Origin of the sequence: Ralstonia mannitolilytica, assembly GCF_905397375.1 — a bacterium.
Classification (GTDB): domain Bacteria; phylum Pseudomonadota; class Gammaproteobacteria; order Burkholderiales; family Burkholderiaceae; genus Ralstonia; species Ralstonia mannitolilytica.
In genome coordinates, this window is record NZ_CAJPVG010000017.1 from 24,733 (window position 1) to 37,589 (window position 12,857).

General features: G+C 65.7%; 16 protein-coding genes. 12 read left to right on the forward strand and 4 right to left on the reverse strand.

Annotation, left to right across the window (positions count from 1 at the left end; translation table 11 throughout):
- Positions 1-17 precede the first annotated feature (17 nt).
- The 7 genes from KHN96_RS21320 (at position 18) to purF (ending at position 7,037) form a co-directional block, all read left to right on the forward strand.
- The gene (locus KHN96_RS21320; RefSeq protein ID WP_045787169.1) at positions 18-836 is read left to right on the forward strand and encodes a DNA-methyltransferase; all 819 of its coding nucleotides are present in this window, start codon (positions 18-20) and stop codon (positions 834-836) included.
- A gap of 15 nt (positions 837-851) precedes the next feature.
- Positions 852-1,649 carry a tryptophan synthase subunit alpha gene (trpA, locus tag KHN96_RS21325; RefSeq protein WP_045787168.1) on the forward strand — a complete coding sequence of 266 codons (798 nt, stop codon included), beginning with the start codon at positions 852-854 and terminating at the stop codon, positions 1,647-1,649.
- A gap of 42 nt (positions 1,650-1,691) precedes the next feature.
- Entirely contained in the window at positions 1,692-2,564 is an 873-nt protein-coding gene (accD, locus tag KHN96_RS21330; RefSeq protein WP_045787167.1) for an acetyl-CoA carboxylase, carboxyltransferase subunit beta, read from the forward strand.
- A gap of 83 nt (positions 2,565-2,647) precedes the next feature.
- Positions 2,648-3,946 carry a bifunctional tetrahydrofolate synthase/dihydrofolate synthase gene (gene folC, locus KHN96_RS21335; RefSeq protein WP_062738405.1) on the forward strand — a complete coding sequence of 433 codons (1,299 nt, stop codon included), beginning with the start codon at positions 2,648-2,650 and terminating at the stop codon, positions 3,944-3,946.
- Between the two features lie 13 nt (positions 3,947-3,959).
- Positions 3,960-4,817 (forward strand): SPOR domain-containing protein, encoded by an 858-nt coding sequence (locus tag KHN96_RS21340; protein ID WP_062738406.1) that lies wholly within the window; start codon positions 3,960-3,962, stop codon positions 4,815-4,817.
- 93 nt (positions 4,818-4,910) lie between these two features.
- Positions 4,911-5,408 carry a CvpA family protein gene (locus KHN96_RS21345; protein ID WP_045787164.1) on the forward strand — a complete coding sequence of 166 codons (498 nt, stop codon included), beginning with the start codon at positions 4,911-4,913 and terminating at the stop codon, positions 5,406-5,408.
- A gap of 96 nt (positions 5,409-5,504) precedes the next feature.
- Complete coding sequence (purF, locus tag KHN96_RS21350; RefSeq protein ID WP_062738528.1) at positions 5,505-7,037, forward strand: amidophosphoribosyltransferase; 1,533 nt, start codon at positions 5,505-5,507, stop codon at positions 7,035-7,037.
- A 70-nt stretch (positions 7,038-7,107) separates the two neighbouring features.
- On the opposite strand, the gene KHN96_RS21355 is transcribed toward purF, so the two are convergent.
- From KHN96_RS21355 to KHN96_RS21370, 4 genes are all read right to left on the reverse strand, one after another.
- Complete coding sequence (locus KHN96_RS21355; protein ID WP_045787163.1) at positions 7,108-7,929, reverse strand: ABC transporter permease; 822 nt, start codon at positions 7,927-7,929, stop codon at positions 7,108-7,110.
- A gap of 23 nt (positions 7,930-7,952) precedes the next feature.
- The gene (gene nodI / locus KHN96_RS21360) at positions 7,953-8,915 is read right to left on the reverse strand and encodes a nodulation factor ABC transporter ATP-binding protein NodI (protein ID WP_045787162.1); all 963 of its coding nucleotides are present in this window, start codon (positions 8,913-8,915) and stop codon (positions 7,953-7,955) included.
- A 156-nt stretch (positions 8,916-9,071) separates the two neighbouring features.
- On the reverse strand, positions 9,072-9,272 hold the full coding sequence (locus KHN96_RS21365) for a glycine zipper 2TM domain-containing protein (RefSeq protein ID WP_045787161.1): 201 nt from the start codon (positions 9,270-9,272) through the stop codon (positions 9,072-9,074).
- Between the two features lie 137 nt (positions 9,273-9,409).
- A complete protein-coding gene (locus KHN96_RS21370; protein WP_062738407.1) occupies positions 9,410-9,823 on the reverse strand; it encodes a PRC-barrel domain-containing protein in 414 nt (137 codons plus the stop codon).
- A 190-nt stretch (positions 9,824-10,013) separates the two neighbouring features.
- On the opposite strand from KHN96_RS21370, the gene KHN96_RS21375 reads away from it, so the two are divergent.
- The 5 genes from KHN96_RS21375 to KHN96_RS21395 all read left to right on the forward strand — a co-directional run bounded on the left by KHN96_RS21375 (position 10,014) and on the right by KHN96_RS21395 (position 12,679).
- Positions 10,014-10,514, forward strand: coding sequence for a phasin family protein (locus KHN96_RS21375; protein WP_045787159.1), 501 nt, complete (start codon positions 10,014-10,016; stop codon positions 10,512-10,514).
- 254 nt (positions 10,515-10,768) lie between these two features.
- Positions 10,769-11,008 carry a hypothetical protein gene (locus KHN96_RS21380; protein WP_045787158.1) on the forward strand — a complete coding sequence of 80 codons (240 nt, stop codon included), beginning with the start codon at positions 10,769-10,771 and terminating at the stop codon, positions 11,006-11,008.
- A gap of 148 nt (positions 11,009-11,156) precedes the next feature.
- A complete protein-coding gene (locus KHN96_RS21385) occupies positions 11,157-11,486 on the forward strand; it encodes a hypothetical protein (RefSeq protein ID WP_045787157.1) in 330 nt (109 codons plus the stop codon).
- 244 nt (positions 11,487-11,730) lie between these two features.
- A complete protein-coding gene (locus KHN96_RS21390; protein ID WP_062738529.1) occupies positions 11,731-12,000 on the forward strand; it encodes a hypothetical protein in 270 nt (89 codons plus the stop codon).
- 265 nt (positions 12,001-12,265) lie between these two features.
- On the forward strand, positions 12,266-12,679 hold the full coding sequence (locus KHN96_RS21395) for a GlcG/HbpS family heme-binding protein (protein WP_045787155.1): 414 nt from the start codon (positions 12,266-12,268) through the stop codon (positions 12,677-12,679).
- Positions 12,680-12,857: the final 178 nt, after the last annotated feature.

The following is a 12,857-nucleotide window of genomic DNA, read 5'->3' on the forward strand; positions in this document are numbered from 1 at the left end:
AAGGCATTGGCACCCGCATGACCGAGCGCGCCATCGACGGCATCTTCAACGAGGACTGCATTGCCGGGGTCCGGCACCTGGCTGACGGCAGTGTGGACCTCGTCATCGCCGATCCGCCGTACGGGCTGGGCAAGGACTACGGCAACGATTCCGACAAGCTGTCGGGCGATGCGTACCTCGCCTGGTCCGAGCGCTGGATCGACGCGGTCTTGCCGAAGCTGGCGCGCAACGGATCGCTCTACCTGTTCTGCACGTGGCAATACGCGCCGGAACTGTTCGTGATGCTCAAGCGGCGCCTCACGATGATCAACGAGATCATCTGGGACCGCCGCGTGCCAAGCATGGGCGGCAGCACGCGCAAGTTCTCGTCGGTGCATGACAACATCGGCTTCTTTGTCGCTTCGCGCGATTACTACTTCGATGTCGACGCCGTGCGCATCCCGTACGACGCCGAAACCAAGAAGGCGCGCAGCCGCAAGCGTTTCGAGGGCAAGAAGTGGCTGGAGGTCGGCTACAACCCGAAAGACGTGTGGAGCGTGTCGCGCCTGCATCGGCAAGACCCGGAGCGCGCGGAGCACCCCACGCAGAAGCCGCTGGAACTGGTCGAGCGCATGATCCTGGCAAGCTGCCCGCCCGGCGGTCTGGTGCTCGACCCGTTCCTGGGCAGCGGCACGACGGCCGCGGCGTGCGCGCGCCTCGGCCGCCGCTTTGCCGGCTTCGAGATCAACGCCGAGTACTGCCGTGTGGCGCGCCACCGCGTCGCCGCGGTGCATGCTGCTGCCGCCAACGCCCAACCGACTGATTCGCAGGCGCCCGACACCGTCAAGGTTGCCTGACCCACTGATCCTGCCATGTCCCGCATTGCTCAAACCTTCACGCAGTTGTCCGCGCAGGGCCGCAAGGGCCTGATTCCGTTCATCACGGCGGGCGACCCGTACCCGGAGATGACCGTCGACCTGATGCATGCGCTGGTCAAGGGCGGCGCCAATGTCATCGAACTGGGGGTGCCGTTCTCCGACCCGATGGCCGACGGCCCGGTGATCCAGCGTGCGTCCGAGCGCGCATTGGCCAGGAAGATCGGCCTGCGCACCGTGCTCGAATACGTACGTGCGTTCCGCGCCACCGACGCGACGACGCCCGTGGTGCTGATGGGCTACGCCAATCCGATCGAGCGCATGGGCGCAGACGCGTTCGCCAAGGCGGCATCGGAAGCCGGCGTCGACGGGGTGCTCGTGGTCGACTACCCGCCCGAGGAGTGCGAGGGCTTTGCCAAGACCATGCGCGATGCCGGCATCGACCCGATCTTCCTGCTGGCGCCCACCTCCACCGAGGCACGCATTGCGCAGATCGCCCGGGTGGCGAGCGGCTACATCTACTACGTGTCGCTCAAGGGCGTGACCGGCGCTGCCACCATCGATCTGGACGCCGTGGCCGCGCGCATTCCGCAGATCCGCCAGCACGCGCGCCTGCCGGTGGGTGTCGGCTTCGGCATCCGCGATGCGGCAACGGCACGCGCGATCGGCGGTGTGGCCGACGCGGTGGTCATCGGATCCCGCATTGTGCAATTGCTGGAAGAGGCTCCGCGCGAACAAGCGGTACAATGTCTGACTGATTTCATCGCAGAGATCCGGCAGGCCCTCGATGCTTGACCGCCGCCCCGATCTTCGCGACCCCGTATTCAAGGAGCACGCATGAGCTGGCTGGACAAACTGCTTCCGCCCAAGATCCAACAGACCGATCCGTCGCAGCGCAAGGGCATCCCGGAAGGCCTCTGGATCAAATGCCCCGCTTGCGAGTCGGTGCTGTACCGCACTGACGTCGAAGCCAACCTGCACGTCTGCCCGAAGTGCGATCACCACATGCGCATCGGCGCGCGCGCGCGGCTGGATGCGTTGCTCGACGCAGAGGGCCGGTACGAACTCGGCCAGGAGATCCTGCCGGTCGACGCGCTGAAGTTCAAGGACACCAAGAAGTACCCCGACCGCATCAAGGCGGCCATGGACGATACCGGCGAAACCGACGCCATGGTCGTGATGGGCGGCGCCATCCATGCGCTGCCGGTGGTCGTGGCCTGCTTCGAGTTCGAATTCATGGGCGGCTCGATGGGTTCCGTGGTGGGCGAGCGCTTCACGCGCGGCGCGCAGACGGCGCTGGAGCAGAAGGTGCCGTTCATCTGCGTGTCGGCCACGGGCGGCGCGCGTATGCAGGAAAGCCTGCTGTCGCTGATGCAGATGGCCAAGACCACGGCGATGATCCAGAAGCTGGCCGAGGCCAAGCTGCCGTTCATCAGCGTGCTCACCGATCCGACCATGGGCGGTGTGTCCGCCAGCTTCGCCTTCATGGGCGACGTGGTGATCGCCGAGCCGAAGGCGCTCATCGGCTTTGCCGGCCCGCGCGTGATCGAGCAGACCGTGCGCGAGAAGCTGCCGGAAGGCTTCCAGCGCGCCGAGTTCCTGCTGCAGAAGGGCGCCATCGACATGATCGTCGACCGCCGTAACATGCGCCGTGAGATCGCCGAACTCCTGGCCCTCCTGCAGAAGCAACCAGCCGACGCGCTGGCCTGATGCGCGACATCCGTTCATCGAAGCGCGGGCGATGAGTCCGCGCTTCTTGTTTTTGCGCGGCCGGTTCCGCGCGCATTCATCGCATGCAGACTTTCGACACTCTGTCTGACTGGCTTGCCCATCTCGAAACGGCGCACCCGGTCGGCATCGACATGGGCCTGGCTCGCATCAGCCGCGTGCGCGACGCACTTGGACTGCAGCTCAAGTCCGTCGTCTTCACCGTGGGCGGTACCAACGGCAAGGGCTCGACCTGCGCGATGCTCGAGTCGATCCTGCTGGCGGCGGGCTACAAGGTCGGGTGCCACACGTCGCCGCACCTCATCGACTTCAACGAGCGCGCCCGCGTGAACGGCGAAATCGCCACCGACGCAATGCTGCTGCCGCATTTCGAGGCGGTGGAGCGCGCGCGCTGCAGTTTCGAGACACCTGTCAGCCTGACGTACTTCGAATTCACCACGCTGGCGATCATGCATCTGTTCGCCAATGCGGGGCTGGATGCGGTGATTCTGGAGGTGGGGCTCGGCGGCCGGCTCGACGCGGTCAACATCATCGACACCGATTGCGCCGTCGTCACCAGCGTCGACCTGGACCACATGGCCTATCTGGGCGATACGCGCGAGGCGATCGGTTTCGAGAAGGCGGGAATTTTCCGCCCGGGCAAGCCGGCCATCTGCTCTGATCCGGTGCCGCCGATTTCGCTGGTCAAGCACGCCGAGGCCGTTGCCGCAGACCTCTGGCTGATCGGCCGCGACTTCAACTTCCAGGGCGACAAGCAACAATGGGGCTTCAGCGCCCGAGGCCGGCGGTGGTCAAGCCTGGGGTACCCGGCGCTACGCGGGGCGAATCAGCTTCTGAACGCGTCGGCCGCGCTGGCTGCGCTCGAATCGGTACGTGACCGGCTGCCGATCTCGGCGCAGGACGTGCGCCTGGGGCTGTCGCAAGTGGCGCTGCCCGGCCGGTTCCAGGTGCTGCCGGGCCGCCCCGCCGTGATTCTCGACGTCGCGCACAATCCGCATGCCGCCGCGGCGCTTGGCCAGAATCTCGAAAACATGGGGTTCTTCCGCTACACCTACGCGGTGTTTGGTGCAATGCAGGACAAGGACATCGCCGGTGTGCTGGGTCACATGCTGGACAAGGTCGACCATTGGTGCCTGACCGACCTGCCGACCCCCCGTGCGGCGTCCGCCCAAAGCCTAGCGGCGGCCCTGGCCGACGCCGGCTTCCGTGCCGGCAAGGATACGAGCGTCAGCACGTTCAGCGATCCCGCCACGGCCTATCGCAACGCCATGGAGCGCGCAACCGAGGATGATAGAATCGTGGTCTTCGGATCGTTCTACACCGTTGCCGGCGTGCTGGCGGAGCGCAAGAGTCGCGCGCACTAAACCCGGGTGCCCCATGGGACTGCTTTCCATCTTTTCCTCCCGCAGGAACGCTGAAGGCGAACGCTCGCGCGGCGTATCAGCGAATGCCGCCGGCAGTGCCGCGGATGTGGCGCGTGACGCGGTCCGCGAGTCCCGTGCGTCGTCCAAGGCCCGCAGCCGGGCATCGCGTCGCGATGACGACGATGACGGCCTCGACCCTCAGCTCCCGCAGAAGCAACGTGCCCGCCGCCGCCTGATCGGTGCAGTGGTGCTGGTGGGCGCAGCGGTGATCGTCTTGCCGCTGGTGTTCGACGCCAAGCCGCGTCCGGTGACGGATGCCGTGGCGGTGCAGATCCAGGACCAGCCCGTGGACCGCGGCGCCAACGCTTCGAGCGATGAGCCGAAGGTCGCCAGCCGGCGCTCCAGGCCGCGCGCAACGCAGGATCAGGCGCAGGCGCTGGACCAGGGCGAAGAGGTCGTGGCCTCCACCGATGCCCCCGCTCCCAGCACCAACGCCGGGGCCCCGCAGGCCCAACCCGACGCCAAGCCGACGCCACCCAAGACCGTGGCAAGCACGACGCCGGTGCCGGAACCCAAGCCCGCCGCGAAGCCGCCCCAGCAGGCACAACAGGCCGCCGCGCCGGCTGCCGATCCAAAGGACGGCAAGTTCATCCTGTTGATCGGCGCCTTCGCCTCGGAGGAGCGTGCCCACAACTGGCTCAGCAAGCTCAAGGCCGACAAGATTCCGGGATACATCGAACACAGGAAGGTGCCCGAGAAGGGCGATCTGGCGCTACTGCGTGCCGGCCCGTTCAAGGACCGCGCCTCGGCCGAAGCCGCGCAAAAGCGCGCCGAACAGATCGGCCTGACGCCCAAACTCGTTCAGCAATAACGCCATCGCCATGCGGCCAAGCGCGCACTCGCCAGACGCAATGACCCGCTGCGCCATCCGGACCACGTACGTGCCGATGCAGGCCGCTGTCTGATGCAACCGACTTTCTTTGACTACGGCGTGCTGTTCATTGTCGTCACGTCGGCTTTGGTGGGGCTCTTCCGCGGGCTGATTCGCGAGGTGCTGGCCTTGCTCGGCTGGTTGTTTGCCGCATGGGTCGCGTATTCGTTTTCGGGGGTGGCGGCAGGGTGGATGCCCGAGTCGCTGCCGGGCGGGCCGGTCGCACGCACCGTGCTTGGTTTCGTCCTACTGTTTATCGTGACGGTGATTGCGACGTCGCTGGTGGGCGCGCTGCTGTCGGCAGTGCTCACGAGCGCGGGGCTCAAGCCGGCAGACCGCGGCCTGGGCATGGTTTTCGGGCTGGCGCGCGGCGGGGTGATCATCCTCGTGCTGATGACGGTGGCGGGCTTCACGAGCCTGCCGGAGCAGCCGTTCTGGCGCGATGCCATCACGCGGCCGTATGCGGAGCAGGCGGTGCAGGCGGCCAAGCCGCTGTTGCCGCCGGACGTCGCGAAATACGTCCACTATTGATTCGGGCGGCTTGGCCACAAGCTGGTCGTCCGGCAGGTTTTTTCGGCGCCTGCAACGGGTGTGGGCGCCACCAATACGTTCTCGCTGGAGATCGACATGTGCGGTATCGTTGGCGTGGTTTCGTCCACGCCTGTCAATCAGCTGATCTATGACAGCCTGCTGCTGCTGCAGCACCGGGGGCAGGACGCGGCCGGCATTGCCACCGCCTCAGGCAGCACCTTCTACATGCACAAGGCCAACGGCATGGTGCGCGACGTGTTCCGCACGCGCAACATGCGCGGGCTGCCCGGCACGAGCGGTATCGGCCAGGTGCGCTATCCGACGGCCGGTTCTTCCAGCGAAGAAGAGGCCCAGCCGTTCTACGTCAATGCGCCGTTCGGCATCGTGCTCGCCCACAACGGCAACCTGACGAACTCCGATCAGCTGCGCGAAGAGATGTTCCGGCGCGACCGCCGCCACATCAACACGCAGTCCGATTCCGAAGTGCTGCTCAACGTGCTGGCCGATGAGCTGCAGCGCGCGAGCAACGACATTCCGCTCGACCGCGATTCCATCTTCACCGCCGTGGCAGGGCTGCACCGGCGTGTGCGCGGCTCGTACGCCATCGCCGCGGAGATTTCCGGCTACGGCGTGCTGGCTGTGCGCGACCCGTTCGGCATCCGCCCGCTGGCGCTGGGCAGTCAGGAGACGCCGGACGGCAAGATCGAGTACATGGTGGCGTCCGAATCGGTGGCGCTGGAGGGCATCGGGTTCAAGTTCGAGCGCGACGTGGCGCCCGGCGAGGCGATCTTCATCGACCTCGAAGGCAACCTGCACACCAAGCAGTGCGCCGAGAACCCGCAGCTCACGCCGTGCATTTTCGAGTATGTCTACCTGGCGCGTCCGGACTCCCGCATAGACGGTGTCTCGGTGTACGACGCGCGCCTGCGCATGGGCGATTACCTGGCCGAGAAGATCAAGCGCGAGGTGACCGAACGCATCGACGTGGTGATGCCGATTCCCGATTCGTCGCGTCCGGCTGCCATGCAGGTCGCCAACCGGCTCGGCGTGCCGTATCGCGAGGGTTTCTTCAAGAACCGCTACGTCGGCCGCACGTTCATCATGCCGGGCCAGGCCGTGCGCAAGAAGTCGGTGCGCCAGAAGCTCAATGCGATGGCGATCGAGTTCAAGGACAAGAACGTGCTGATCGTGGACGACTCCATCGTGCGCGGTACCACGTCCTCCGAGATCGTGCAGATGGCGCGCGATGCGGGCGCCAGGAAGGTGATTTTTGCCTCGGCCGCGCCGCCCGTGAAGTACCCGAACGTGTACGGAATCGACATGCCCACGCGCGGCGAGCTGGTGGCGCATGGCCGCACGCACGAAGAGATCGCCAGGATCATCGGTGCCGACCAGCTCGTGTACCAGGACGTGGAAGACATGAAGCGCGCCGTGCGCGACGTCAACCCGGCGCTCAAGGAGTTCGATGCGTCCTGCTTTGACGGCAAGTATGTGACCGGTGACATCGACGAGGCGTACCTCGACCGCCTGGAAGCGTCGCGCAACAGCTCGGCGGCGCGCGGCGACCAGGCGCAGAACGATGATCCGCGCACGCAACTGCACCTGCAGCGCTCGGCCGTGAACGAATAGGCCGTCTGCGCAGCCCAACAAAAAGCCCGTCTTCGAGACGGGCTTTTTGTTGGGCGTGCGCCGGCGCGCTTCACTTCAGCATGCGACGGCGCAGCAGCCACAGGCACAGCCACAGCGCTCCCACGGCGTACAGGAGCAGCACCCCCAGATGCACGAGGATGTGGTCGGGCGTGCGGCCGAGCATCAATGGGCGGATCAGTTCGACGGCGTGCGGCAGCGGCAGGACATTCGTGACGGCGCGCACGGGCGCGGGCAACTGCGAGAGCGGAAAGAACACGCCCGAAAGCAGCATCATCGGCGTGATCACGAGCGTCTGGTAGAACATGAAGAAGTCGTAGTTGGGCGCCAGCGCCGTCATGTTCATCGCCAGGCAGGCGAAGGTGAACCCCGTGAGGACGACAACCGGCAGCGCGAGCAGCGCCGCCGGCATCGATGCATAACCGAGTGCGCCCGCCACCAGCATGATCGCCAGGCCAGAGAGGACCGACTTGCTTGCCGCCCAGATCAGCTCGCCGAGCACCACATCGCCGAGCGTGAGGGGCGCGTACAGGATGGCCTCCCACGTGCGCTGGACGTGCATGCGCGAGAACGCCGAATACATCGCCTCGAAGCTGGCCGACATCATCGTGCTCGAGGCCACCGTGCCGGCCGCCAGGAAGGCAATGTACGAGACGCCGTCGACATGCCCGACCAGCAATCCGAGGCCCAGGCCCAGGCCGAACAGATAGATCATCGGATCGGCAAGGTTGCCCGCCATCGACGGGATGGCCAGCTTGCGCCAGACCATGAAGTTGCGCAGCCAGACGGTCTGCCAGTTACGGAAGTTCAGCGGCAGCAGCGGCTGCGGGTATGCGCTCTGCTGTGCGACGCGGGGAGCGGTTTCGGTCGACATGGGGAAGTTCGTTCGGTCAGGCGTCAATCACGCATTTCGCGGCCGGTCAGGCGCAGGAAGACGTCTTCGAGATTGGCAGGGCGGTGCAGGTAGCGCAGGCCTGGCAGCGTGTGCGTCTCGGCCTGGGTGCGCAGCGCGGCGACTAGCGGTTGCGGATCGCGTGCGTAACAGAAGAGCGTTTCGCCGCTGGTCTCGACACGCTCGGCCAGCGGTGCGAGCAGCGCGCGCAAGGTGTTGAGGTCATCGCCGTAGACCTCCACCACATCGCAGCCGATTTCGCGGGCGATCAGCTCGTGCGGCTTGCCTTGAGCGATCTTGCGGCCGTTGTCGATCACGCAGAGCTCGTCGCACAGGCGCTCGGCTTCTTCCATGAAATGCGTGGTCAGCAGGATGGTCTTGCCGGCGGCAAGCAGCGAGCGCAGCCGCTCCCAGATCAGGTGCCGCGCCTGTGGATCGAGCCCCGTGGTGGGCTCGTCCATGACGAGGATGTCCGGATCATTGATGAGCGCGCGTGCCACGGTCAGCCGGCGCTTCATGCCGCCCGACAGCGCCCGCACTGGCGCGTCGGCCTTCTGTTCGAGCCGCGCGAACTCGAGCAGGGCCGGGATGCGTTCGCGGATCACGGCGCCGGACAGCCCGAAGTAGCGTCCAAAAATGCGCAGGTTTTCCGAGACGGAGAAGTCCGGATCCAGGTTGTCGAACTGGGGGACAACGCCCACGCGCATGCGTGCGCGGTGGGCAAACTCCGGGACGCGCTCGTTGCACAGGAGCACGGTGCCCGCGTCGGGCATCGTCATGCCGAGCAGCATGCGCAACGAGGTGGTCTTGCCCGCGCCGTTCGGCCCCAACAGCCCGAAGCACTGGCCGCGCCGGACGCTGAAGCCGAGGTCATCGACGACGGTCTGGTCGCCGTAACGCTTGCGCAAGCCATCAACGCTCAGGATCGGTGTGCTGGCCACGCCAGAACCCGGTTGCTCGTATCGCACGTCGCCTCCGTCGGAAAACGCTGATTATGCGCCGGCCGGTGTCGATGCGTACGCGCAAGCGCACCATGGGATGGGGACTCTCAGGCAACAAAAAGGCCAGGCGGATCGCCTGGCCCCAGTTCGCAGCACACGCTCGAGGGCGCGACGGATGGCGGGTTACTTGGTGGCGGCGTTACCGATCACGCCACCCAGCGCAGCACCGCCCAGTGTGGCGCCTGGACCGCCCCAGATGGCCGCCCCGGCGACACCACCTGCGGCCGCGCCCAGCGCCGTATTGCGCTGCTTTGGCGTCATGTCCGCGCATCCGCTGACGGATGCCATTGCGGCCGCCAGGATCAAGGATACGAAGGCACGCATGACGAACTCCTTCTGTCGTTTGTGTACCTGTATTGAAGGGCACGTTCGGGCGAATGTGCAGCCATCGTTGCCTGAAAACCGTGTCAGCCGATTCCGACGTGGCGAGCACGGCGCCGTGCGCAAGAGTTCCCGGTATGTCAGCGCGCCTTGGCGGGCTTCTCCTGGCGTTCGTACTGGAATTCGGGCATCGACTTGATGGCGTCCTTGGTGGCGCCCGGCAACACGATGCGGCCCTGGTCGTATTTGAACTGGTTCACAGGGATGGCGACGTCATGGCGGCCGAGGCCGACAAAGCCGCCCGCTCCGACCACCGCAAACGACACCGCGTTCTCTGGCGTCACGATCAGGTCGCGCACGCTGCCGACCTTCTCGTTGGCTTCGTTGTAGACCGGCTTGCCGAGCACCTGCTTCTTCACGCTCACGCCCTTGATGACGGCATCCAGTTCAGTGACCGAGACCCCGAGCGTAGCGTGGCCCGCGACTTGCGCAGAGACCTGCGGTGCAGCAGCAACGAACGCGGTAGCGAGCAGGACAGCGGTGAGACGTTTCATCATGACTCCACGGTCGGTTGAAGAACGCCTGTCACTGTATGCCGCTGCGGCTGTCCGACCCAGGCGAAGCGGTCCGAAACCTCTGTAGGACAAACGGGGGATGCCAAAGAAATCGGCATCGCAGGCGGCTACACTGAAACGCCCGGCCCTTGCCGGATGTATGGATCGATCTCACGACGGAGAACCCGACATGATGACTCTGGAGCAACTCGGCATCCTGCAACGATCGCAGCTCGAGGCTTGGATGGCCGTCACAGAAGAGACCTTTGGTGGGGTCAATCGCCTGATCGCGCTGAACCTCCAGGCCTTCAAGGCCGGCTTGGGCGAGACCGAGCAATGCGTGCAGGAGGCCGTGGGTGCGCAGGATGCCGCGCAGTGGTGGAACGCGCAGGCGCGCTATCTCCAGCCGGCCGGAGAACGGGTTTCCGGCTATACCCGCAACGTGGTGGAGATCGGCATGGAGACGCAGAATGGCATCGCCCGCGCGCTGCAGCGTCATGGCGATGAAGTGCGCCGCCAGTGGGGCCATGTCGCAGAGAACCTCGCCGATGCCGTGCCCCCGGGCGCGGAGGCTGCCGTGAAGTTCTTGAAGGCGTCGGTGGGCCTCGAGGTGGCGGCCGCTGAAGCCGCTGAAGGGGCGGCCTCGCAAGCCGCAAGTGACGCTGTCGCCAAGACGGGCGCTGCACCTTAGGCGCCCAACACAGGCGACACCCGTCGGCACTGGGCCGACATCGATTTCGGCACTGTCCTACAAGACGGTGCGGGCGGGTTTGGACAGCCGGCCCGTGCGCCTGTTTCTACACTTCCTACATGTCCATCAACATGTAGGAGGTCATCATGTCCTATCTCGTTGCGTGGCTCTTGGGTGTCCCCGCGGTCGTGTTGCTGTTGATCTGGCTGTTCGTGCATTGACAGCCGGCTTCCTCAATGCGAACCGGAGGACACATGACTTTCCGAGACGACTGCAAAATCGAAGTATCCGCGTATGAACTCTCGCCCGATGCATGGCGAGCCGAAGTCAGCATCGTGCACATGAGCAGCGGCGAAGTGCTGTTGCCGCGAACCACCGTGCGCGAATCGTCGAACACCTACCCGAGCGCCGGGATCGCGCTGGAGGCAGCGCGGGCCTATGCCGAGGCGATGATCGCCTGCGGGCAGTTCGACTGCAGCCCCGCGCTAGACTGATCGGCAGGGGTGCCCGCAGCGCCCGCGCCGTTACGTTCTGTTACCAAATCGCGGGCGCCGTATCACCTGTGTGCGCGGCCCTGAATAGAATACAGATACCGTATTCCGCGCCGGCTACGGAACTTGCCCGGCGCACCAGCAGCAGGTGATGGAAATGATTCGACGCAATGTGCTGTGGATTGCAGGTGCGGCCGCACTCGCAGTGCTGGCCGTGCCGGGAGTGGCGTCGGCGCACGTGAGCGTCGGCATCGGGTTTGGCGTGCCGGTTGCGCCGGCTCCTGTGTATGTGGCTCCGGCTCCGGTGTACTACCCGCCGCCTCCGCCGGCCTACTACGCGCCGCCGCCCCCGCCGCCTGTGTACTACGCGCCGGCGCCCGTCTATTACGGTCCGGCTCCCGTCGTGGTGGGTGCGGGCTGGTACCGCTGGGGCCCGCACTATCGCTGGTACGACGGGCGCCATTGGGGGCGCTGGCGCTGAACGGCGCGATGATGCAAGGCCAAAGGCTCCTTCGGGAGCCTTTCGTTTTGGCCGTGCGCGATGGCATGGCATCTGCGTGGAGATGGAAGGACGATGCACGATCGCCGCCTCGCGACAAAGCAGCGCGGGGCAGAACCGATGGCGCGTCTGTCCGCTCGATATGGCATCCGCATGAAACGGTGCGGAAGGTGTGTGCCGGACGCCGGCGCACGGCATGTTTGCAGTACTCGTCGAAGGAGTCTTCATGCAAGTCAACACGCAACGCTTTGCAACCCGTACGCTGCTCGCAGTCGCAAGCGGCCTGGCCATGGCTGCAGGTGCGGCAGTCGCGCACGCTGGCTCGGTCGATCCATACCGGCCCGCACAGAAGGTCAGCCGTGCTGATCCCTACACGGATGGCGCCAAGGTGAACCGCGCAGACCCGTACACCGACGGCGCCAGGGTGGGCCAACGCGACCCGTACACGGAGGGCGCACGGGTGGACCGCCGCGATGCCTTTACGGACGGCGCGTGACGCGTCCTTCTGCAATGCAACATCAGGCCCGGGGCATACCCGGGCTTTTTGTTTGCACATCTGCATTGGCGGTGGCGCGTGTTAACGTCCACCCCAAGGAGGGCTGGCGCACGGCCCATCTGCGACGATACTGAAAGCACACCAGGTATCGGCTCAGTTGCGTCGGAGGCCGCGATCCTGCCGTGGAACCGACGCATGCCGGTGGCATACTTTTGCTTCGCGCGAAGTGTCGCGCATGTGCACTACGACAACCAAGGAGAACGTCATGAAAACCAAGCCCTGCCTGTGCCAGGACGATGTCACGAAGATCCTGGATGCCGCCGAGAAGGAAGCGCGGGCGCATCAATGGGCCGTGACGATCGCAGTGGTGGACGATGGCGGCCATCTCATGGGCTTGCGCCGCATGGACGGCTGTGCGGTCATCTCGTCGTATATCGCGCCGGAGAAGGCCAAGACGGCTGCGCTCGGCCGCCGCGAATCGAAGATCTACGAAGACATCATCAACAACGGCCGCGTATCGTTCCTGTCGGCGCCGCATCTGCAGGGCATGCTAGAGGGCGGGGTGCCGATTCTTGTCGAGGGCGTGTGCGCCGGCGCCGTTGGCGTGTCGGGCGTGAAGTCCGCCGAAGACGTACAGATCGCCAAGGCGGGTATTGCGGCTGTGCACGTGATCTGCTGACGCGCGTCGGCAGCGCATCGAGCGAAGGCAAGAGAGGGCGCGGCGCAGGTCGCGCCCTGTTTGTTTGAGGCAGGGAATCCGGGGCAAAGAACGGCTTGGCTGGCGTCGTCCGGCAGATGGGTCTGGAATCTGCCAACGCGAATTGACGATGGCTGGCTACGGCCGAATGTCTCCTGAG

Bases quoted from the DNA above. Each gene is read 5' to 3' on its own strand.
- folC (WP_062738405.1), top strand. From the start codon at position 2,648: ATGCAGACTTTCGACACTCTGTCTGACTGGCTTGCCCATCTCGAAACG.
- KHN96_RS21375 (WP_045787159.1), top strand. From the start codon at position 10,014: ATGATGACTCTGGAGCAACTCGGCATCCTGCAACGATCGCAGCTCGAG.
- trpA (WP_045787168.1), top strand. From the start codon at position 852: ATGTCCCGCATTGCTCAAACCTTCACGCAGTTGTCCGCGCAGGGCCGC.
- KHN96_RS21385 (WP_045787157.1), top strand. From the start codon at position 11,157: ATGGAAATGATTCGACGCAATGTGCTGTGGATTGCAGGTGCGGCCGCA.
- accD (WP_045787167.1), top strand. From the start codon at position 1,692: ATGAGCTGGCTGGACAAACTGCTTCCGCCCAAGATCCAACAGACCGAT.
- KHN96_RS21340 (WP_062738406.1), top strand. From the start codon at position 3,960: ATGGGACTGCTTTCCATCTTTTCCTCCCGCAGGAACGCTGAAGGCGAA.
- KHN96_RS21345 (WP_045787164.1), top strand. From the start codon at position 4,911: ATGCAACCGACTTTCTTTGACTACGGCGTGCTGTTCATTGTCGTCACG.
- KHN96_RS21370 (WP_062738407.1), bottom strand. From the start codon at position 9,823: ATGAAACGTCTCACCGCTGTCCTGCTCGCTACCGCGTTCGTTGCTGCT.
- KHN96_RS21390 (WP_062738529.1), top strand. From the start codon at position 11,731: ATGCAAGTCAACACGCAACGCTTTGCAACCCGTACGCTGCTCGCAGTC.
- KHN96_RS21380 (WP_045787158.1), top strand. From the start codon at position 10,769: ATGACTTTCCGAGACGACTGCAAAATCGAAGTATCCGCGTATGAACTC.
- KHN96_RS21365 (WP_045787161.1), bottom strand. From the start codon at position 9,272: ATGCGTGCCTTCGTATCCTTGATCCTGGCGGCCGCAATGGCATCCGTC.
- KHN96_RS21355 (WP_045787163.1), bottom strand. From the start codon at position 7,929: ATGTCGACCGAAACCGCTCCCCGCGTCGCACAGCAGAGCGCATACCCG.
- KHN96_RS21395 (WP_045787155.1), top strand. From the start codon at position 12,266: ATGAAAACCAAGCCCTGCCTGTGCCAGGACGATGTCACGAAGATCCTG.
- purF (WP_062738528.1), top strand. From the start codon at position 5,505: ATGTGCGGTATCGTTGGCGTGGTTTCGTCCACGCCTGTCAATCAGCTG.
- KHN96_RS21320 (WP_045787169.1), top strand. From the start codon at position 18: ATGACCGAGCGCGCCATCGACGGCATCTTCAACGAGGACTGCATTGCC.